The 19,719-nt window shown below is 72.0% G+C and carries 16 protein-coding genes; 9 read left to right on the top strand and 7 right to left on the bottom strand.

The features are described from left to right. Positions 1–405, top strand: a 405-nt coding sequence (locus HTZ77_RS09750; protein WP_175589143.1) for an RNA-guided endonuclease InsQ/TnpB family protein, incomplete at its 5' end; no start/stop codon positions are given. A 14-nt stretch (positions 406–419) separates the two neighbouring features. On the opposite strand, the gene HTZ77_RS09745 is transcribed toward HTZ77_RS09750, so the two are convergent. Genes HTZ77_RS09745 through HTZ77_RS09735 form a run of 3 tightly spaced genes read right to left on the bottom strand, consistent with a single transcriptional unit; the run spans position 420 to position 3,021 of the window. Then, positions 420–1,286, bottom strand: a complete 867-nt coding sequence (locus HTZ77_RS09745) for a metal ABC transporter permease (RefSeq protein ID WP_175589142.1) — start codon at positions 1,284–1,286, stop codon at positions 420–422. Continuing rightward, on the bottom strand, positions 1,283–2,125 hold the full coding sequence (locus HTZ77_RS09740) for a metal ABC transporter ATP-binding protein (protein ID WP_407940484.1): 843 nt from the start codon (positions 2,123–2,125) through the stop codon (positions 1,283–1,285). The genes HTZ77_RS09745 and HTZ77_RS09740 overlap by 4 nt, the downstream gene beginning before the upstream one ends. Positions 2,126–2,127: 2 nt before the next feature. Next, positions 2,128–3,021, bottom strand: coding sequence for a metal ABC transporter substrate-binding protein (locus HTZ77_RS09735; protein ID WP_235994456.1), 894 nt, complete (start codon positions 3,019–3,021; stop codon positions 2,128–2,130). 173 nt (positions 3,022–3,194) lie between these two features. On the opposite strand from HTZ77_RS09735, the gene HTZ77_RS09730 reads away from it, so the two are divergent. Further along, on the top strand, positions 3,195–3,743 hold the full coding sequence (locus HTZ77_RS09730; RefSeq protein WP_175589139.1) for a hypothetical protein: 549 nt from the start codon (positions 3,195–3,197) through the stop codon (positions 3,741–3,743). Between the two features lie 177 nt (positions 3,744–3,920). Here the strand turns inward: HTZ77_RS09730 and HTZ77_RS09725 are convergent, their stop codons facing one another. Next, positions 3,921–4,277: a DUF6703 family protein gene (locus HTZ77_RS09725; RefSeq protein ID WP_175589138.1), complete on the bottom strand. Its 357-nt coding sequence runs from the start codon at positions 4,275–4,277 to the stop codon at positions 3,921–3,923. A gap of 59 nt (positions 4,278–4,336) precedes the next feature. Between HTZ77_RS09725 and HTZ77_RS09720 the strand changes: the two genes are divergently transcribed. Next, positions 4,337–4,624, top strand: a complete 288-nt coding sequence (locus HTZ77_RS09720) for an antibiotic biosynthesis monooxygenase family protein (RefSeq protein WP_175589137.1) — start codon at positions 4,337–4,339, stop codon at positions 4,622–4,624. Between the two features lie 91 nt (positions 4,625–4,715). Next, positions 4,716–6,101, top strand: coding sequence for a glycine--tRNA ligase (locus HTZ77_RS09715; protein ID WP_175589136.1), 1,386 nt, complete (start codon positions 4,716–4,718; stop codon positions 6,099–6,101). A 754-nt stretch (positions 6,102–6,855) separates the two neighbouring features. On the opposite strand, the gene HTZ77_RS09710 is transcribed toward HTZ77_RS09715, so the two are convergent. Beyond that, entirely contained in the window at positions 6,856–8,367 is a 1,512-nt protein-coding gene (locus HTZ77_RS09710) for a cytochrome b (protein WP_175589135.1), read from the bottom strand. A 226-nt stretch (positions 8,368–8,593) separates the two neighbouring features. Between HTZ77_RS09710 and ppdK the strand changes: the two genes are divergently transcribed. Further along, positions 8,594–11,245: a pyruvate, phosphate dikinase gene (gene ppdK / locus HTZ77_RS09705; protein WP_175589134.1), complete on the top strand. Its 2,652-nt coding sequence runs from the start codon at positions 8,594–8,596 to the stop codon at positions 11,243–11,245. A 39-nt stretch (positions 11,246–11,284) separates the two neighbouring features. On the opposite strand, the gene HTZ77_RS09700 is transcribed toward ppdK, so the two are convergent. Beyond that, positions 11,285–12,793, bottom strand: coding sequence for a M48 family metallopeptidase (locus HTZ77_RS09700; RefSeq protein WP_175589133.1), 1,509 nt, complete (start codon positions 12,791–12,793; stop codon positions 11,285–11,287). 81 nt (positions 12,794–12,874) lie between these two features. On the opposite strand from HTZ77_RS09700, the gene HTZ77_RS09695 reads away from it, so the two are divergent. Together HTZ77_RS09695 and HTZ77_RS09690 are read left to right on the top strand one after the other, a co-directional pair. Next, positions 12,875–14,095, top strand: coding sequence for a deoxyguanosinetriphosphate triphosphohydrolase (locus HTZ77_RS09695; protein WP_175589132.1), 1,221 nt, complete (start codon positions 12,875–12,877; stop codon positions 14,093–14,095). 12 nt (positions 14,096–14,107) lie between these two features. Then, the gene (locus HTZ77_RS09690) at positions 14,108–15,277 is read left to right on the top strand and encodes an NAD(P)/FAD-dependent oxidoreductase (RefSeq protein ID WP_175589131.1); all 1,170 of its coding nucleotides are present in this window, start codon (positions 14,108–14,110) and stop codon (positions 15,275–15,277) included. Between the two features lie 21 nt (positions 15,278–15,298). Here the strand turns inward: HTZ77_RS09690 and HTZ77_RS09685 are convergent, their stop codons facing one another. Further along, positions 15,299–16,123 carry a M23 family metallopeptidase gene (locus HTZ77_RS09685; RefSeq protein ID WP_328808504.1) on the bottom strand — a complete coding sequence of 275 codons (825 nt, stop codon included), beginning with the start codon at positions 16,121–16,123 and terminating at the stop codon, positions 15,299–15,301. A gap of 230 nt (positions 16,124–16,353) precedes the next feature. Between HTZ77_RS09685 and dnaG the strand changes: the two genes are divergently transcribed. Together dnaG and rpoD are read left to right on the top strand one after the other, a co-directional pair. Next, a complete protein-coding gene (gene dnaG / locus HTZ77_RS09680) occupies positions 16,354–18,195 on the top strand; it encodes a DNA primase (RefSeq protein ID WP_175589130.1) in 1,842 nt (613 codons plus the stop codon). 391 nt (positions 18,196–18,586) lie between these two features. Then, a complete protein-coding gene (gene rpoD, locus HTZ77_RS09675) occupies positions 18,587–19,690 on the top strand; it encodes an RNA polymerase sigma factor RpoD (protein WP_328808503.1) in 1,104 nt (367 codons plus the stop codon). Positions 19,691–19,719 lie beyond the last annotated feature (29 nt).

Raw genomic sequence — 19,719 nt, 5'->3', positions numbered from 1 at the left:
ATCGTGATCGAGGACCTGGCCGTGACGAACATGGTCCGCAACCGGAAGCTGGCCAAGGCCATCTCCGACTGCGGGTGGGGCGTCTTCCGCCGCATGCTCAACTACAAGACGGCCCGGTACGGCCGTCGGCTGATCGTGGTGGACCGCTGGCTGCCCAGCTCCAAGACCTGCTCGGCCTGCGGGCATCTGCTCGCACGGCTTCCGCTCGGCATCCGGACGTGGCAGTGCCCGTCCTGCGGCACCCGGCACGACTGGGACGTCAACGCCGCGAAGAACATCCTGGCGGCAGGTCTTGCCGTGTCCGCCTGTGGAAGTGACGTCAGACACTCCGGATCCACCCGGGTGCAGTCGCCCGTGAAGCAGGAACCCCGACCTGTGAAGGTCGGAATCCCCCGCCTTCTTTAGGCATGGGGAGAAAGTCAAGCAGCCTCCCTGACAGGCGTGGGCTCGTGCACGCCCGGCTCCCGGACACGGCCTCGGCGTACGAATCTACCTACACCGAGGGCCAGCACGAAGCCGCCGAGCGCGAGAAGGACGATCGCGGCGCCCGGGGGCACGCGGGGCGACAGCGTGGAGGCCAGCAGACCGCCCACGGCGACCACCACGCCGATCGTCATGGCCAGCGCCATCGTCGCCCGGAACCCCCTCGTGAGCTGCTGGCTCGTGGCCACCGGGATCACCATGAGGGCGCTGACGAGCAGCAGCCCGACCACGCGCATGGCGATGACGACGGTCAGCGCCGCCGTGATCGCGATCACCAGGCTGAGGAAGCGTACCGGCAGGCCGCTGGCCCGTGCCATCTCCTCGTCCTGGCACAGGACGAACAGCTCCCTGCCGAAGACCACCACCACCGCGATGACCGCGACCGCCAGCGCGCCGATGACCCAGATGTCCTGGATGGTGACGCTGGCGATGGCGCCGAACAGGTAGGAGTTCAGCTTGGCGTTGCTGCCGCCCGGCGCGATGCCCATGAGCATGACGCCGCCGGCGATGCCGCCGTAGAACAGCAGGGCCAGGGCCACGTCGCCGCTCGTGCGGCCGCGGGCCCGTACCAGCTCGATGGCCACGGCGCCCGCGACGGACACCACGACGGCCGTCAGCACCGGCTCGGTGTTCGTGAGGAACCCGAGCGCCACGCCGGTCAGCGCGACGTGCCCGATGCCGTCGCCGAGCAGCGAGAGCCGCCGCTGCACGATGAACGTGCCGACGGCGGGCGCGCACAGGCCCACCAGCAGCGCCGCGACCAGCGCGAGCTGGAAGAACGGTGCCCGCAGCAGCTCGATCATGCCTCTCCCTGCCAGTTCAGCGGCCCGGCGCCCGCGCCGCGCCCGAGGATCTCCGCCGTGCCGGGCTCGTCCGGCGCGTGCGGGTGGACGTGCTCGTGTCCCGGGCGGGCGCACTCGCCCTCCGGCCGCGGCGGCGCGCCGTCGTGGGTGATCAGGCCGTCGCGCACCACGACGCCGCGGGTGATCAGCGGCTCCAGCGGGCCCAGCTCGTGGGCGACGAGCACGATCGTGCGTCCCTGCATCACCAGCGTGGCGAGCGTGTCGGCCAGCAGGCGCTGCGTCTCGGCGTCGACGCCCGCCGTGGGCTCGTCCATGACGTACGTGTCGGGCCGGCCGGCCAGCGCGCGGGCGATGAGCACCCGCTGCTGCTGGCCGCCCGACAGGTGCTGCACGGGGTCGCCGGCCCGCGCGGTCAGGCCCACGGCCTCCAGCGCGTCGGCCACCGCCGCCCGGTCCGCCGCGTTCGTACGGCGCAGGCGGCGCTGCCGCGCGATCCGGCCCGAGGCGACCACCTCGCGGACCGTGGCGGGCACGCCGCCGCCGACCTGGAGCCGCTGGGGCACGTAGCCGATGCGCCACCAGTCGCGGAACCGGGCGGGCGGCCGGCCGTACAGGAGGGTCTGGCCGCCGGACAGCGGGATCAGGCCGAGCAGCGCCCGCACCAGCGTGGACTTGCCGGAGCCGTTGGTGCCCATGACCGCGACCACCTCGCCGGGGCGGACCGTGAGGTCCACGCCGCGCAGGATCGGCCGCCGGTCCAGGGTGACCTTCCCCCCGGTCATCGAGAAGGCCGTCTCGCCCGCGGTCCTCGCGCCGGTCTCGGTGGCGGTCTCGCTCATGGTCATGCTCCGCATCCCAGGGCCGTGCGCAGGGTGGTGAGGTTGGCCCGCATCGCGGACAGGTAGTCGCCGGACGGCTTGCTCTCCAGCGGGTCGAGCACCGCCGTCCTCGCCCCCACCTCCGAGGCCAGCACCTGCGCGACCTTCGGGTTGACCAGCGACTCGGTGAAGACGGTCGTCACCTTATCGGTCTTCGCCAGCCCGGCGACCTCGGCCAGGCGGGCGGGGGAGGGCTCGGCGTCGGGGTCGAGGGTGATGCCGACCTGCTTGAGCCGGTAGCGGTCGGCCAGGTACCCGAACGCCTCGTGGGCCGTCACCAGGGTCCGGGAGCGGCAGGTGGCCAGGCCCTGTGTGAACTCCTTGTCGAGCGCGCCGAGGGAGGCCGCCGTCGCGGCGGCGCGGTCCTTGTAGCCCTGCGCGTGAGCCGGGTCGGCGGCGGCCAGCCGCCCGCCGAGCCCGGTGGCGACCGTGGCCAGGCGCGCCGGGTCGAGCCAGAGGTGGGGGTCGTAGGAGACCTCGTGGTCGTGCTCCTCGGCGGCCGCCTCGCCCTCGTGGTGGTCGGCGGGGAGGGTCTTGACGGCGGTGGCCGCGTCGAAGGCCTTGTCCTGATCGACGGCGTCGTCCACGGCCGGCTGCACGCCCTTGATGTAGACGATCAGGCTCGCCTCGCCCAGCTCCGCCATCTGGTGGGCGCCGAGCTCCAGGTCGTGCGGCTCGACGCCGGGGGCGGTCAGCACGCTCACGGCGGCGTCGGGGCCGCCCACCTGCTGGCTGAGCCACTGGAGGGGGTAGAAGGCCGCGACCACGGCAGGTTTGCCGCCGCCCGCGCCGGCTCCGGTCTGCGCCGATCCGGCTCCGCACGCGGTGGCGGTGAGGAGGGCGGCTCCGGCCAGCAAACCCGCAGCGTACGACCGGGACAATCCTGACATCATGGGAGCCAGTATGCGGCAAAATGAAAATGGTTGTCAAAATCTTCCGGGTTGCGAGGGAGTGCCGTCGCCTGGACCGACCTTGACGATCTTGTTCTCCCTTGCGTGCGGGGTCGGGTGTCAGGGCTGAGGAGGTCGCCGTGTTGTTCGGGGCGCGGACCGGATTCGGTTTGGAGTTCCACGTCGAACGGGACTCCGGGCTGCTGTGCGTCGACGTCTTCGTCGGTGGGCTCCAGGTGAACACGTGGGACAACGCGTTCTATCCGCCCCTCCTGGTCAAGAAGCTCAAGGACGAGCTCGGCCGCTTCCGCGCGCCGGCCGCGCCGCCGGTGGGATTCACCTCGCCGTCCGAGTCCTTCCGCGTCGCCGAGAGCTGGATGTACGACGACGCCGGTGCCGGGGCCTCACCTGGGGCCGGGGCGGAACTCGCACGGTGTGCGTTCCTGGAGTGGGGAGAGTGCACCGACGAGGTGACCGCGTTCGCGTTCCCTGACGAGGACCGGGTGCACCTCGCCTGCCGGGTCCGCGACGGAGGCGGTCCCGCCTGGGGCACCGAGGCCCGGCGTGGGCCGACGGTGGCGTCGGTGAGCCGGACGTCGCTCGTCGAGACGCTGGAGGGCGGCCTCGCCCTCGCCGAACGCGAGTGGTCCGCCCGGCTCGCCGCCATCAAGGCCGGCGGTAGATCGTGATCACGTCGGGGCCGCCGTCGGCCGGAGTCTGCGGGGAGGGGTGCGGGGTGGCGGGGTCGCGCCGTTCTCGTTCCACAGGATGACGTGGATCAAGCGATCTGATCCCGCACATCCACCGACGACTGGATCGTCAGCCTCACACGAACCGGGCGCGCTGCCAGGGGCCCCAGGGCGCCGTCACAGGCCGTTCGGGAAGGCGCCGAAGCGGGTCGCCACCAGGAGCACCAGGAAGGTCAGCACGACGACCCGCAGCAGCTTGCCGCCGGCCCCCAGCGACGGCCACGACAGGTACGCCAGCCATCCGACGAAGAAGATCACCGGCAGCACGGCCACGCCGCCCAGCGGGCCGGCCACCGCGAACCCGGCCAGCAGCAGGATCACCAGCGCGGCGGGCGCCACCCATCGGGGGACCTGCGTGAACAGGTACGTCATCGGCACGGCGCTGCGCCGCTCGACGGCCTTGCGCAGGCCGGTCGCGCCCGGCGTGAAGAACTGCTCCCCCTGGGGAAGCGGGCGCTTGCTGTTCGGGGCCACAGCCAGAGCCTACGGCAGTCGGCGCTTCCGGCGGGTCCGAGCGCCTCTAATCTGGTCACGTGCTCGCCGTCATGCGCTACACCGTTCCCGAGTCCCAGTCCCAGGACTTCGTCAAGCAGGGCCACGCCATCCTCGACACCCTCGCCACCCAGCCCGGCTACCTGCGCGGCAGGCTCGCCCGATCCGTCGACGAGCCCAACCTGTGGGCCCTGGTCAGCGAATGGGAGGGCGCGGGCTTCTACCGCCGGGCCCTCTCGGCCGCCCGGATGGCGATGTATCCCCTGATGATCCTCATGGTCCACGAGCCCAGCGCGTTCGAGGACGTCTACACACAAGAGCGGGCGTAACAACACTCCCGCGCGAGGGGCCCGCCACGTCCCCTAAGCTGGGAGCTCATCCATCCCTCGCCGACCTCCAGCCGGAAAGAGACCCAACCACATGGCACGCCGAACAGACGTCATGGACACCATCGTCAGCCTCGCCAAGCGCCGCGGGCTCGTCTACCCGTCGAGCGAGATCTACGGCGGTCTGCGTGCGTCGTGGGACTACGGTCCCCTGGGCGTGGAGCTGAAGAACAACGTCAAGCGCCAGTGGTGGCAGTCCATGGTGCAGGCGCGCGAGGACGTGGTGGGCCTCGACTCCTGCGTCATCCTGGCCCGCGAGGTCTGGCAGGCCAGCGGCCACGTCGAGACGTTCTCCGACCCGCTCACCGAGTGCCAGTCGTGCCACAAGCGCTTCCGCGCCGACCACCTCGTCGAGGCGTACGAGGAGAAGAACGGCCGCGCCCCCGAGAACGGCCTGGCCGACATCACCTGCCCCAACTGCGGCAACAAGGGCGCCTTCACCGACCCCCGGCAGTTCAGCGGCCTGCTCAAGACCTACCTCGGCCCGGTCGAGGACGAGTCCGGCCTGGCCTACCTGCGGCCCGAGACCGCGCAGGGCATCTTCATCAACTACCTCAACGTCCAGCAGTCGGCCCGCCGCAAGATCCCGTTCGGCATCGGCCAGATCGGCAAGTCGTTCCGCAACGAGATCACCCCGGGCAACTTCATCTTCCGCACCCGCGAGTTCGAGCAGATGGAGATGGAGTTCTTCGTCAAGCCCGGCACCGACGAGGAGTGGCACCAGTACTGGATCGACGAGCGCTTCCGCTGGTACTCCGACCTGGGCATCAATAAGGACAACCTCCGGCTCTACGAGCACCCCAAGGAGAAGCTGTCCCACTACTCCAAGCGCACCGTCGACGTGGAGTACCGCTTCAACTTCGCCGGCTCGGAGTGGGGCGAGCTGGAGGGCATCGCCAACCGCACCGACTTCGACCTGACCGCCCACTCCAAGGCGTCGGGCGTCGACCTCAGCTTCTTCGAGCAGGACACCGGTGAGCGCTACGTCCCGTACGTGATCGAGCCGGCCGCCGGCGTCGACCGGGCGACGCTCACCTTCCTGCTCGACGCCTACACCGAGGACGAGGCCCCCAACGCCAAGGGCGTCATGGAGAAGCGCACGGTCATGCGCCTCGACCACCGGCTCGCCCCGGTCAAGGTCGCGGTGCTGCCGCTGTCGCGCAACGCCGACCTGTCGCCCAAGGCCCGCGACCTGGCCGCGGAGCTGCGCCGCCGGTGGAACGTCGAGTTCGACGACGCGGGCGCCATCGGCCGCCGCTACCGCCGCCAGGACGAGATCGGCACGCCGTTCTGCGTCACCGTCGACTTCGACACCCTCGAGGACAACGCGGTGACGATCCGCGAGCGCGACACGATGGCCCAGGAGCGCATCGGCCTCGACCAGGTCCAGACCTACCTGCGCACCCACCTCAACGACTGAGGCGCGGCTCTCCGCGACGCGACGACCAGCGCGCGGCTTTCCGTGACGCGACGATCAACGCGCGGCTTTCCGCGACGCGGCCGGGCGGCTCCCACCGAGCCCCCGGCCGCCGCCGTCTCCGCCGTCTCCGCCGTCCCCGGGACTCCGGCCCTTCCGGTCGCGCCAGCTTCCGTCCCTCCAGGGTCTGCGCCTTCTCCGGGTCTGCGCCTCCTCCAGGGTCTGCGCCTTCTCCGGGTCTGCGCCTCCTCCAGGGTCTGCGCCTTCTCCGGGTCCCCGTCTCCTCCGGGTCCCCGTCTCCTCCGGGTCCCCGTCTCCTCCGGGTCCCCGTCTCCTCCGGGTCCCCGCCTCCTTCGAGTTCGCGCCTTCTCCGGGTCTTCGCTTCCTCCGGATCCCCGCTTGCCCCCGCTCCCAGGGGTGCCTCCTCCCCACGGGGCCTTCTTCCTGGGGGCGCCTCCTCCCATCGGGTGCCTCCTTCCCTGCGGACGCCTCCTTCCTGCGGGCTCTCCGGCACACCGGGGGCCTGTCCCTGCTCCCGTGGCTGCGCTGGGCTCGCTGGCTTCCCCACACTCCTGACCCTCGCGCGCCGGTATTCCCACGGCCGGCCTTGCCTCCTGGCCCGCCTCGCCGCGCACCCTTCCGCCCGGCCTCCCTCGCTTCCCCCGCCCTCGCAGGACTCCTCACCCCCGAGACCCCCGAGACCCCCGAGACCCCCGAGACCCCCGAGAGCCTGGCGCCCAGGGGGCCTGCCGGCCTCCTATGACGTCCGCACCTCTCCGGGGCTCTCCGGGTGGCGGCGGGCGCGGCGGTGGCACCAGGCCCGGGTGAGGGCGTAGGCCGCCACCGGCAGTACGAACACCGCCGCCCGCAGCCCGTACACGATGCCCCGGTAGATCTCCTCCGTCGTGACCAGCGTCGGCTGCGGCGACCACGGGTCCGGCGGGATCACCGACACCCACGTCCCCGCCCACAGCACGGCGAGGAGGACGAGCACCGCCACGCCCAGCGCCGTGCGCCCCGGCGCCCGAGCGGGCCGGTCCAGCAGATGGTGCACACCCCGGTCGCCCGTCACCCGGCGCTCCGCGAACGGGTACGCCAGCAGCGCCAGGAAGAACGCCCCCAGCACCAGCGGCGGGATCCATAATCCGACCGGCAGCGTGTACGAGCCCACCGTGACCTCCCACGGCGGCGCCAGCCGCAGCGCGCCCTCCAGCACCCCCGCGTACCAGAACGGCTGCGCCGACGGCGGCGGCGCCCCCGGGTGGTACGGCCCGTGGTGGCCCGCCCAGCCGGCGCCGACCGGGAAGAGCGTCGCCGCCAGCGCGATCGCCGCCGCCGTGGCCAGGGCCGTCCCCGCGTTCCTGGCCACGAAGGACGGGAAGAACGGCCCGCCGCTCACCCGCGACTCCGCGGCCGGGACACCCACCTCGCGCCGCCCGCCCTCACCTTGCCGCCGGGACGCGCCCTCGCCGGGCCGCCTGGTGCCACTTTCCCGCCCGGTCACACCCTCGCCGCGCCGTCCGGTGTCACCTTGCCGCCCGGTCACGCCCCCGCCGCGTCGTTCGGTGTGCCCCTGTCGCCCGGTCACGCCCCCGCCGCGTCGTTCGGTGTGCCCCTGTCGCCACGTCAGTACGAGCGCGTGCAGCGGCACGGCGGCCAGCAGCACCCCCGGCACCAGCAGCACGTGCGCCACGAACAGCCGCGGCACCGCCGTCCCGGGGAAGTCGCCGCCGAAGAGCAGCCGCGACACGTACGCCCCCGCGACCGGCACCGACAGCAGCAGCCCCTGTGCCTCCCGCAGCCCCGTGAAGCCGAGCCGGTCGGCCGGCAGCGACACCCCGAGGAACGCCTCCACCAGCACCAGCCCGAAGATCACCACCCCGAGGACCCAGGCCGCCTCCCGCGGCCGGCGGAAGGCGCCGGTGAAGAACACCCGGCACAGGTGCGCCACGATCGCCAGCACGAACACGGTCGCCGACCAGTGGTGCAGCCCCCGCACCAGCAGCCCGCCGCGGATCTCCAGGCTGAGCCCCCGCACCGACGGGTAGGCGCCCGTCGCGGACGGCTCGTAGAACAGCGTCAGGAACGCCCCGGTCAGCACGAGCAGCGCGAACGCGTACAGCGCCAGCTCGCCGAGCAGGAACGACCAGTGACCCGGGAAGAGCTTGCGCAGGGTGGGCCGCAGCCACCGGGCCAGGCCCAGCCGCTCGTCCAGCCACACCGCGACGTCCCGCGCGGCGCGCGCGGCGCCCGGGCGAAAGACGGCCATGGGGCGCCTCCTGCTGGGGGATGCCCCGATTCTTCCCACTTCCCGACTTTCCGAAGAATTGGTGTAAACCACTGGTATAAACCAATTTCCTGATCAACGGAATATTAATTGGATTAGACCGGTGACAGCAGCTCTACCAGGGGAAACGATGACTTAACCGATGAGTGCGGTTTCTTCATCTTTCTCGCCGGTAGAGTCCCCGGCAGAGGCGTCGATTGGAGCTGTGGTGGCCAAGTACGTTTACGACTTCACCGAGGGCAACAGAAATCTCAAAGACCTCCTCGGCGGCAAGGGGGCGAACCTGGCCGAGATGACGAATCTCGGTCTGCCCGTGCCCCCCGGGTTCACGATCACCACGGAGGCGTGCCGGTACTACCTCGCCGAGGGCAAGGTGCCCGACGGCCTCGGCGACGAGGTCGACCGGCACCTGGAGGCCCTGGAGCGGGCGATGGGCAGGAAGCTCGGCCAGACCGACGACCCGCTGCTCGTCAGCGTCCGCTCCGGCGCGAAGTTCTCCATGCCCGGCATGATGGAGACCGTCCTCAACATCGGCCTCAACGACGAGTCCGTCCACGGCCTGGCCAAGCAGGCCGGCGGCAACGAGCGCTTCGCCTGGGACTCCTACCGGCGGCTCATCCAGATGTTCGGCAAGACCGTGCTCGGCATCGACGGCGAGCACTTCGAGGGCGCCCTCGAAGCGCTCAAGGGCGACCGGCAGGACACCGACCTCGACGCGGGCGAGCTCCAGGGGCTGGTGGAGACGTTCAAGGGCATCGTGCGCGAGCAGGCGGACATGGAGTTCCCCGCCGACCCGCGCGAGCAGATGCGCCTGGCCGTCAAGGCGGTCTTCGACTCGTGGAACGCCCCGCGCGCCATCCTGTACCGGCGCCAGGAGCGCATCCCCGCCGATCTCGGCACCGCGGTCAACATCGTGGCCATGGTCTTCGGCAACTGCGGCAACGACTCCGGCACCGGCGTCGCCTTCACCCGCGACCCCGGCTCGGGCCAGCAGGGCATCTACGGCGACTACCTGCAGAACGCCCAGGGCGAGGACGTCGTGGCCGGCATCCGCAACACGATGCCGCTGCAGGACCTGGAGCGCATCGACAAGCGCTCCTACGACGAGCTGCTCGAGATCATGGCGACCCTCGAGAACCACTACCGCGACCTGTGCGACATCGAGTTCACGATCGAGCGCGGCAAGCTGTGGATGCTGCAGACCCGTGTCGGCAAGCGCACCGCCGCCGCCGCGTTCTGCATCGCCACCCAGCTCGTCGACCAGGGCCTCATCACGATGGACGAGGCCGTCACCCGGGTCACCGGCGACCAGCTCGCCAAGCTGATGTTCCCGCGCTTCGACGCGGACGCCGACAAGCGGCGCATCGCCAAGGGCATGAACGCCTCGCCGGGCGCCGCCGTCGGCAAGGCCGTCTTCTCCTCCGAGCGCGCCGTCGAGCTGGCCGGCCGGGGCGAGGACGTCATCCTGGTGCGCCGCGAGACCAACCCCGACGACCTGTCCGGCATGATCGCCGCCCGCGGCATCCTCACCAGCCGCGGCGGCAAGACCTCGCACGCGGCCGTGGTCGCCCGCGGCATGGGCAAGACCTGCGTCTGCGGCGCCGAGGAGCTGGAGGTGTCGATCGAGGGCAAGCGGTTCACCGCTCCCGGCGGCGTCACCGTGTCCGAGGGCGACGTGCTCTCCATCGACGGCAGCACCGGCGAGGTGTTCCTCGGCGAGGTGCCGGTGGTCGACTCCCCGGTGGTCGAGTACTTCGAGGGCAAGGACGTCGGCGACGACGACCTGGTCCGCGCCGTGGACCGCCTCATGCGGCACGCCGACGAGACCCGCGGCCTGCAGGTGCGGGCCAACGCCGACACCCCCGAGGACGCGGCCAGGGCCCGCCGCTTCGGCGCGCAGGGCATCGGCCTGTGCCGGACCGAGCACATGTTCCTCGGCGAGCGGCGCAAGCTGGTCGAGGACCTCGTGCTCGCCTCCGGCGAGGAGGAGCGGCAGAGGGCGCTCGACGCGCTGGAGCCGTTGCAGCGCGCCGACTTCGAGGGCATCTTCCGGGCGATGGACGGCCTGCCCGTCACCATCCGCCTCATCGACCCGCCGCTGCACGAGTTCCTGCCCGACCTCACCGAGCTGTCGGTGCGCGTGGCGCTCGCCGACGCGGGCGCGGGCGAGGCGACGGACAAGGACCGCGAGCTGCTGGCCGCCGTCAAGCGGCTGCACGAGCAGAACCCCATGCTGGGCCTACGCGGCGTACGGCTCGGCCTGGTGATCCCCGGCCTGTTCGCCATGCAGGTACGGGCCATCGCCCAGGCCGCCAGGGCGGTACCCGGAGCCCGTCCGGAGATCATGATCCCGCTCACGGTGGCGGTGCAGGAGCTGGAGGCGGTCCGCGAGGAGGCCGCCGCGATCCTCGCCGAGGCCGGGGTGGACGCCCTCATCGGCACGATGATCGAGACGCCGCGGGCCGCGCTGACGGCCGGGCAGGTGGCCGAGGCCGCGCAGTTCTTCTCCTTCGGCACCAACGACCTGACCCAGATGACGTGGGGCTTCTCCCGCGACGACGTGGAGGCGGCGTTCTTCTCGCGCTACCTGGAGCTCGGCATCTTCGGGGTCTCGCCGTTCGAGACGCTGGACCGCGACGGTGTGGGCCGCCTGGTGCGCATCGCCGCGGACGAGGGCCGCGCCGCCCGGCCGGACCTCAAGCTGGGCATCTGCGGCGAGCACGGCGGCGACCCCGACTCGGTGCACTTCTGCCACGAGGCCGGGCTCGACTACGTGTCCTGCTCGCCGTTCCGCATCCCGGTCGCCCGCCTGGAGGCCGGGCGGGCCGCGCTCAGCCAGAACGACTCCGACACCCGCTGACCGCCCCGGCCGGCCCTTCCCGCGCGGCGGGCGGGCCGGTCAGGCGGGCAGACCCGGCGCGTGCCGGTCCTCCTCGGGGACCGGCACGTAGTCGTGCCGCACCCCGTGGTCGCCCAGCCACTTGCGCAGACCGGCCACGGCCGGCGGGCTGGCCGCCACCTGGGCCGCGTACTCGGCCAGGGCGACCTCCTCGCCGTCGTCGTAGACCAGCCGGGCCGGGCCCGACCAGGACAGCTTCCACCGGGCCTGGCCGTGCTCGATGAGCACCCCCTCCAGGGCCTGGCCGACCACCCCGGCCAGCATCGTGGGGGAGGGGCTCCAGCCCAGCTCGGTCAGCCGCGCCGCCAGCTCCTCCTGCCGTCCCCGGGCGATCGCCTCGAACGCCGCGTCCAGGTACGGCCGCGCCGCCCCCACCACCCGCTGGCCCGCCACGGCCAGGTCGTGCAGCGCCTCGGCGTTGCGCGCGGCGTACATGCCGCGCTCGACCAGGTCCTCCCACGAGGCCGGCCGCAGCGTCGTCAGCGCCTCCGTGGTCCACATGGACTGCTCCACCGCCTGCGCCGCCACGCCGGGGTCGCGCAGCAGCGTCAGCGCCGGCCGAGGGTCGGGCACGTGCTGCGGCTCCGGCAGCCGCTCGACCGCGGCCAGCCGCTCGGCCAGGCTCGGGTGCGAGTCGTACGGCGAGGTCTCCTCCGGCCGCGCGGCGAGCGCGGCGACCTCCGCCTGCCGCGCCGGGTCGTTCATGAGCGCGTGGAAGCCGTTGAAGACCGACGCCGGGCGCAGGCCGCCCGCGCCGGTCAGCGACAGGTAGCTGCCCACGTAGACGTCCCAGGCGGCGGCCGTGCCGTGGATCTTGCGCAGCGCCTCGGCCATGGCCCGCCGGCCGCCGATGGTCACCGCCAGCTCGTCGGCCTCCAGCTCCTGCCGCCGCGAGACGGCCTGCGAGACCCGCAGGTAGAGCTTGGCGTACGCGGAGAACACCCGCTGGATGACCGGATGCCCGTCGAGGCCCTGCACGGTGGCGATGAGCGAGACCCGGCCCCGGTAGACCGGCGCGCCCAGCCGGGTGTGGGCGCCGCTGTAGTGACCCAGCTCGTGCCCGAGCACGGCGCGCATCTCGTCCACGGTCAGCGTCTGCAGCAGCGGCAGGCCGATGAACATGCGCCGCCTGACCGCCTTCAGGCCGAGGAAGCGGGTGTCCTCGGCCACGGCCGCGTTGACCTCCGGCACCAGCCGGATCTCGGCGGGCGGCGCCGTGCGCACCCGCTGGGCGAGGTCCTCGACCGTCTGCCAGAGCGCCGGCTCCTGCTCGCGGGTCACCGCCACGCCCGGCTCCTCGCCGCCCTTCGTCCGGCTCACCATGACCAGCGCCCGGACGAGCGCCGCGGCGGCCAGAGTCAGGACGATCGCGGCCTTCAGGACGTTGACGTGGAAGTCGACGATCAGCAGCACGTCGAGGAAGACGGCCACGCCGACGAACAGGCCGACCAGCACGTAGAACCCTGCGAGCAGGGTGAAGGCCAGCACGGCACGGAACGCAGTGGTCATGGGGGAGGGCTCCCGGGGAAGGGGGTTCTCGCGAAACTTGACACTAGCGGAGTCCGGAAAGTGGATAAAATCACTGCACTTATGGCCCGCTACGACGACCACGACCAGGCACGCTGGGTGCCCGAGCCGCCCGGAAACCCCGAGCGTGGCGCGTTCGAACGCGACCGCGCCCGGGTGCTGCACAGCTCCGCGCTGCGCCGCCTGGCCGCCAAGACCCAGGTGGTGGGTCCGTTCGAGGCCGTCGGCGCCGGCCAGCACATCCCGCGTACGCGGCTCACCCACTCCCTGGAGTGCGGGCAGGTCGGCAGGGAGATGGGCGCCGTCCTCGGCGTCGACCCCGACCTGGTCGAGACCGCATGCCTGGCCCACGACCTCGGCCACCCGCCGTTCGGCCACAACGGCGAGGTCGCGCTCAACGAGCTGGCCGCCGGCTGCGGCGGCTTCGAGGGCAACGCGCAGAGCCTGCGCCTGCTGACCCGCCTGGAGGCCAAGGTCCTCACCGAGGACGGCCACAGCGCCGGCCTCAACCTCACCAGGGCCGCGCTCGACGCCTCGATCAAGTACCCGTGGACCCGCGAGGTGGCGCCGAAGTTCGGCGTCTACGACGACGACCTGCCCGTCTTCGCGTGGATCAGGGACGGCGCGCCGCCGCGCCGGGTCAGCTTCGAGGCGCAGATCATGGACTGGTCCGACGACGTCGCCTACTCCGTCCACGACCTGGAGGACGCGCTGCACTCCGGCCACGTCACGCCCGAGGCGCTGCGCTCGCCCGAGGAGCGGCGGCAGGTGTGCGAGCTGGCCCGCGCCTGGTACGCCCCCGACGCCGAATGCGCCGAGCTGGAGGAGGCCTTCGGCCGGCTGATCGCCGACCCGCTGTGGCCGCGCGGCTTCGCCGCCACCCTCGCCGACCTGGCCGGGCTGAAGGCCCTCACCAGCGGTCTCATCGGCCGGTTCTGCCGCTCCGCGCAGACCGCCACCAAGGAGGCGTACGGCATGCGCCACCGGGTCGAGCTGGTCGTGCCCCGCTCCACCAAGCTGGAGTGCGCCGTGCTCAAGGGCGTCACAGCCCACTACGTGATGACCACCGAGGACCACCACGCCAACCAGGCCAGGCAGCGCGAGCTCATCGCCGAGCTGGCCGCCCTCATCACGCTCGGCGCGCCCGGCACCCTGGAGCCGGCCTTGCGGCCCGCGTTCCTCGCCGCCTCGGGCGACGCCGCGCGCACCCGCGTGGTCATCGACCAGATCGCCTCGCTCACCGACACCTCGGCCGTCGCCTGGCACCGCCGCCTGTCCGGCTGAGACACTGCGGCCATGGCCACATATGTGATCGTCGGCGCCGGCCTCGCGGGGGCGAAGGCCGCGCAGACGTTGCGCGAGGAGGGCTTCGACGGGGAGATCGTCCTCATCGGAGCCGAGAACGAGCGCCCCTACGAGCGCCCGCCCCTGTCCAAGGGCTACCTCCAGGGCAAGAGCGAGCGCGAGAAGATCTACGTCCATCCCGAGCAGTGGTACGCCGACAACGCCGTCGAGCTGCTCCTCGGCACCCCGGTCACCCGGATCGAGCCGGGGGAGCACGCCGTCGCGCTCGCCGACGGCTCCCGCCGGGCGTACGACAAGCTGCTCATCGCGACCGGGGCGACGCCGCGGCGGCTGCCCGGACCCGCCCTCTACCTGCGCACCGCCGAGGACAGCGACGCGCTCAAGCGGCGCCTGGCCGAGGTGGGCGGTGCGGGCGGCCGGGTCGTCGTCGTGGGCGCCGGCTGGATCGGCCTGGAGACCGCCGCGGCGGCCCGTCTGGCCGGCTGCGAGGTCACCGTCGTCGAGCCGGACCCCACGCCGCTGCACCGCGTCCTCGGGCCCGAGCTGGGCGAGGTGTTCGCCGGCCTGCACCGCCGCAACGGCGTCGAGCTGCGCCTCGGCACCGGAGCGGCGGAGATCGCCGAGGACGGCGTGCGGCTGACCACCGGCGAGCGGCTGAGCGCCGACCTCGTCGTGGCGGGCATCGGCGTCGCCCCCGAGGTCGGGCTCGCCCGCGAGGCGGGCCTGGAGGTCGGCCACGGCGTCCTCACCGACGCCTCGCTGCGCTCCTCCCACCCCGACGTGTACGCGGCGGGCGACGTCGCCGAGCCCTTCAACCCCCTGTACGGCCGGCGGCTGCACGTCGAGCACTGGGCCAACGCCCTCAACGGCGGCCCGGCCGCGGCCCGCGCCATGCTCGGCCAGGAGGTCGTCTACGACCGGGTGCCGTACTTCTTCACCGACCAGTTCGACCTGGGCATGGAGTTCTCCGGCGACACCACGGGCTACGACCAGGTCGTCCACGGCGGGTCCGTGGACGACCTCGAGTTCGTCGCGTACTGGCTGCGCGAGGGCCGGGTGGTGGCCGGCATGAACGTCAACGTCTGGGACGTCGTGGGAGGCATCCAGGACCGCATCCGCTCCGGCGAGATCGCCGACCCCAAGGAGCTGACCTCCGGCTGACGGCCGCCGCCGGAGGGCGGCTCAGGTCGGGTTGACCGTGATCGTGATCACCGGGTCCGGCGTCTCGCGCGGCTCGCGCTTCTTCTTGACCGGCTTCTTCGAGGCGCACTGCACCTGGCAGCGGGGCGTCTCGCCGAGCCGGGCCCGGGTGGCCACGGTCTCCTCGCGCGGCGAGAGCGTCCGGTTGCCGGACAGCCACGCGTCGAGGTACCGCCACGGGTTGACCATGCCCCGCCGCACCCACCAGGCCGACGAGCCGGTCTTCCAGGAGATCGCGAAGTACAGGTTGGGCCCCTGGGTGCGGGCGTTGCCCGAGGCGCCGACCCGGCCGAGCACCTGCCCGGCGGTCACCCGCGTCCCGGGCCTGACGCCGGCGGCCACCGAGTCGAGGTGGCCGCCGAGGTAGCGGACGCCGTCGTCGCCGACGACCGTGACGAAGCGGCCCTCCCGGTCCCGGCCCCGGTCGGTGGCCGCGCTCCACCGGTCGGCGGTGCTCACCTCGTCCACGACGCCGCTCGTGGGCGAGACGAACGTGCAGCCCTTGCCCGTCCAGATCGTCGTCTTCGGCAGCACGAGGAGCTGACGCTGGTAGCTGACCTGGCAGCCGGTCACCGGGAAGGCGTAGGTGAAGTCGGACAGCCGCGGCGGCGGCACGTTGATCGGGGACTTGCCCTTCGGCGGGTCCATGGACGCCTCCGTCGTGGCGTCGGGGCCGGGGATGGTCCCGGTGACGACGGGCGTCGGCCCGGTCGCGGCCGGCGGTACGGTCTCGGGCGACTGGGCGCTGACCCCCGCCACCCCGGTCGACTGGGCGCAGGCGCCGGTCAGCAGCAGTGCGCCCGCCACGACGGCCCATCGTCCTAGAAGCCCCGATCGCATGATCTCCACCCGCGTCACCGTATCCAGCCCGAGCTTTACCTTTGTAGCCGACGTGGACAACAGGCTGGACACGTTTTCCGCTTTCCGGGCGCTGAGGTGATATCACCCTTCCCATCACCACAAAACGGGTGGCTGCGCCGGGCCGATCGCGGTCGCCGGGGTGGGGTCTGTCCGCCGGTCGCAATAGACTCACCGGCGTGGCTGGCCGCATCCGTGACGTCGACATCGCGCTCGTACGCGAGCGTTCTCCCATCGCCGAGGTGATCGGCGAGCACATCCAGTTGCGCAACGCCGGCGGCGGCAACCTCAAGGGCCTGTGCCCCTTCCACGACGAGAAGACCCCGTCGTTCAACGTCACGCCCGAGCGCGGCATGTACTTCTGCTTCGGCTGCTCCGAGGGCGGAGACGTGATCACGTTCGTGGAGCGGGTCGAGCACCTGACCTTCGGCGAGGCCGTCGAGCGGCTGGCGCAGCGGGCCGGGATCCAGCTCCAGTACGAGCAGGGCGGCTACGTGCCGCGGCGCGACCACGGCGAGCGGGCGCGGCTCATCGAGGCGCACCGCGCCGCCGCCGAGTTCTACGCCGCCAAGCTCATGAGCCCCGACGCGGCGCCCGGGCGGCGGTTCCTGTCCGAGCGCGGGTTCGAGCGGGCCGACGCCGAGACGTTCGGCGTGGGCTACGCGCCCGCCGAGTGGGAGGCGCTGGCCCGCCACCTCATGGGGCGCGGCTTCACCGCCGAGGAGCTGATCAAGGGCGGGCTGGTCCGGGAGGGCCGCCGGGGGCCGATCGACCGGTTCCGGGGCCGGCTCGTCTGGCCGATCCGCGACGCGACGGGCGACGTCATCGGGTTCGGCGCGCGCAAGCTGCTCGACTCCGACGACGGGCCCAAGTACCTCAACACCCCCGACTCGCCGCTGTACAAGAAGAGCCAGGTGCTCTACGGCATCGACCTGGCCAAGCGGGAGATCTCCAAGCGCTCCCAGGCGGTGATCGTCGAGGGCTACACCGACGTGATGGCCTGCCACCTGGCCGGGGTGCCGACGGCCGTGGCCACCTGCGGCACCTCGTTCGGCGAGGAGCACATCAAGGTGCTGCGGCGCTTCCTGCTCGACCAGGCCGAGTTCCGCGGCGAGGTGATCTTCACCTTCGACGGCGACGCCGCCGGGCAGAAGGCCGCCCTGCGGGCGTTCGCCGACGAGCAGAAGTTCGTCACCCAGACGTACGTGGCCGTGCAGGCCGACGGGCTCGACCCGTGCGACCTGCGGGTCAAGCAGGGCGACGCGGCCGTGCGCGATCTGATCGCCGGGCGCGAGCCGCTGTTCCAGTTCGCCATCCGCAGCACGATCGCCCGCTACGACCTGCGCAGCAACGAGGGCAAGATCGCGGCGCTCGACGCGGCGGCGCCGATCGTGGCCGGCATCAAGGACCCCGGTCTGCGCAAGCGCTACGCCATCGACCTCGACCGGTGGCTGGGCTTCATGGACGAGCGGTTCGTCATGCAGCGCATCGCCGAGGTGGGCAACGCCCAGGCGGGCCGCCCCCAGCGCGCGCCGCGGGCCGCGCCGGTCGACCCGCACACCCGGGTGGAGGCCGAGCTGCTCAAGCTGGCCGTGCAGCGTCCGGCGCTGCTCGGCCCGCGCTTCGACGCGCTCGACGCGCAGGCGTTCACCGTGGCCGACCACGTGACGCTGCGCCAGGTGGTCGCGGCGGCGGGCGGCACGGCGACGGCCGGGCACGGCGGGCGCGAGTGGGTCGACCGGCTGCTGGAGCAGGCGCCGGACGAGGCGGCGCGGGTGCTGGTGACGCGCTTCGCGGTGGAGGCGATCCAGGCCGACGCGCACGTCGAGGAGCGTTACGGCGCCGCCATGCTGGCCGCCATCGAGGCCATCGCGGTCGACCGGGCCATCGCCCAGGTCAAGTCCCGCATCCAGCGGCTCAACCCGGTGGACGAACAGCAGGAGTACAACAAGCTGTTCGGCGAGCTGGTGGCGCTGGAGCAGCAGCGGCGGGTGCTGAGAGAACGCGCCGCCGGAAGCTGAGCGACCGCCGCCGTACGCGCACGGAGAACGCGTACGGCATCGATCGACACAAAGCCGAGCTGTTGTGAAGGAAAGTGTTATTCGCATCAGTCGTGCGTCTGCCGGTCATACCGGGCAAGACGCACGCCGGGCGGCCCCGCAAGGGGCGTCCGGGCAGGCCGCGGCACGGACGCCGCCCGTCATCGTCGCGGCGCCCCGTTACCCGGTCGCGTAATTGACTTTTCTTTCCTGATCAATCTCCGGCTAAACCTTTAATGGATCTCAATTCGGTAAGGGCGAGAGCCTTACCTTCGGTGCCAAAAATGGGTCTGCCATTTTATGGAAGCAATACTGCAGACTGTCTCCCGTGGGTGCATCGGTGCTGCCAAGCGGGCCGCCAACGATCGATCAGGTGGCGGACCTCGTCGCGAAAGGAAGAGAGCGCGGAAGCGTCACCGTCGATGACGTCGCAGCCGCGCTCGACCGGTCAGAGATGCCGTCCGACGCGCTCGAACGCGTCGTGCGCATGCTCGCCGAGAACGGCGTGGAGGTGCTCGAGCCCCAGGGCGACGACGACACCTCCCGCGCCGATGAGGAGGACGTGGGCAAGCGGGCGCCGACCAGCGATCTGGTCCGCATCTACCTGCGGGAGATCGGCCGCGTGCCCTTGCTGACGGCTGAGGAGGAGGTGGAGCTCGCCAAGTCGATCGAAGCCGGCCTGTTCGCCGAGGACAAGCTGGCCAACGGGGTGTCGCGCCTGGCCTTCCCGGAGTTCAGGGAGCTCGTGTGGCAGGGCACGAGGGCCAAGCAGCGCCTCATCGAGGCCAACCTCAGGCTCGTGGTGTCGATCGCCAAGCGGTACGTGGGACGCGGCATGCTGTTCCTGGACCTCATCCAGGAGGGCAACCTCGGCCTGATCCGCGCCGTGGAGAAGTTCGACTACACCAAGGGCTACAAGTTCTCCACCTACGCCACCTGGTGGATCCGGCAGGCGATCACGAGGGCGATCGCCGACCAGGCCCGCACGATCCGGATCCCCGTCCACATGGTGGAGACGATCAACAAGCTCGTCCGGGTGCAGCGCCAGCTCCACCAGGACCTCGGCCGCGAGCCCGTGCCCGAGGAGATCGCCAAGGAGATGGACCTCCCGGTCGACAGGGTGGTGGAGATCCAGCGCATCGCCCAGGAGCCCGTGTCGCTCCAGTCGCCCATCGGCGAGGAGGACTCCGACCTCGGTGACTTCATCGAGGACGCGGACGCGGTCGTGCCCATGGAGGCCGCCGCCTTCATCATGCTGCAGGACCAGCTCGACGACATCCTGGCGACCCTGTCGGACCGCGAGCAGCGCATCATCCAGCTCCGCTTCGGCCTGGCCGACGGGCATCCGCGCACGCTGGAGGAGGTGGGCAGGGAGTTCGGCGTCACCCGGGAGCGCATCCGGCAGATCGAGTCCAAGACCCTGGCCAAGCTCCGCCATCCGACCAGGGCGCAGATGCTGCGCGACTACCTGGACTGACCGTTCCAGGCGTACGAGGGGCCCGGGGG

Source organism: Nonomuraea montanisoli (assembly GCF_013363975.1).
Taxonomy (GTDB): Bacteria; Actinomycetota; Actinomycetes; order Streptosporangiales; family Streptosporangiaceae; genus Nonomuraea; species Nonomuraea montanisoli.
This window is presented reverse-complemented; position numbering and strand designations above follow the sequence as displayed.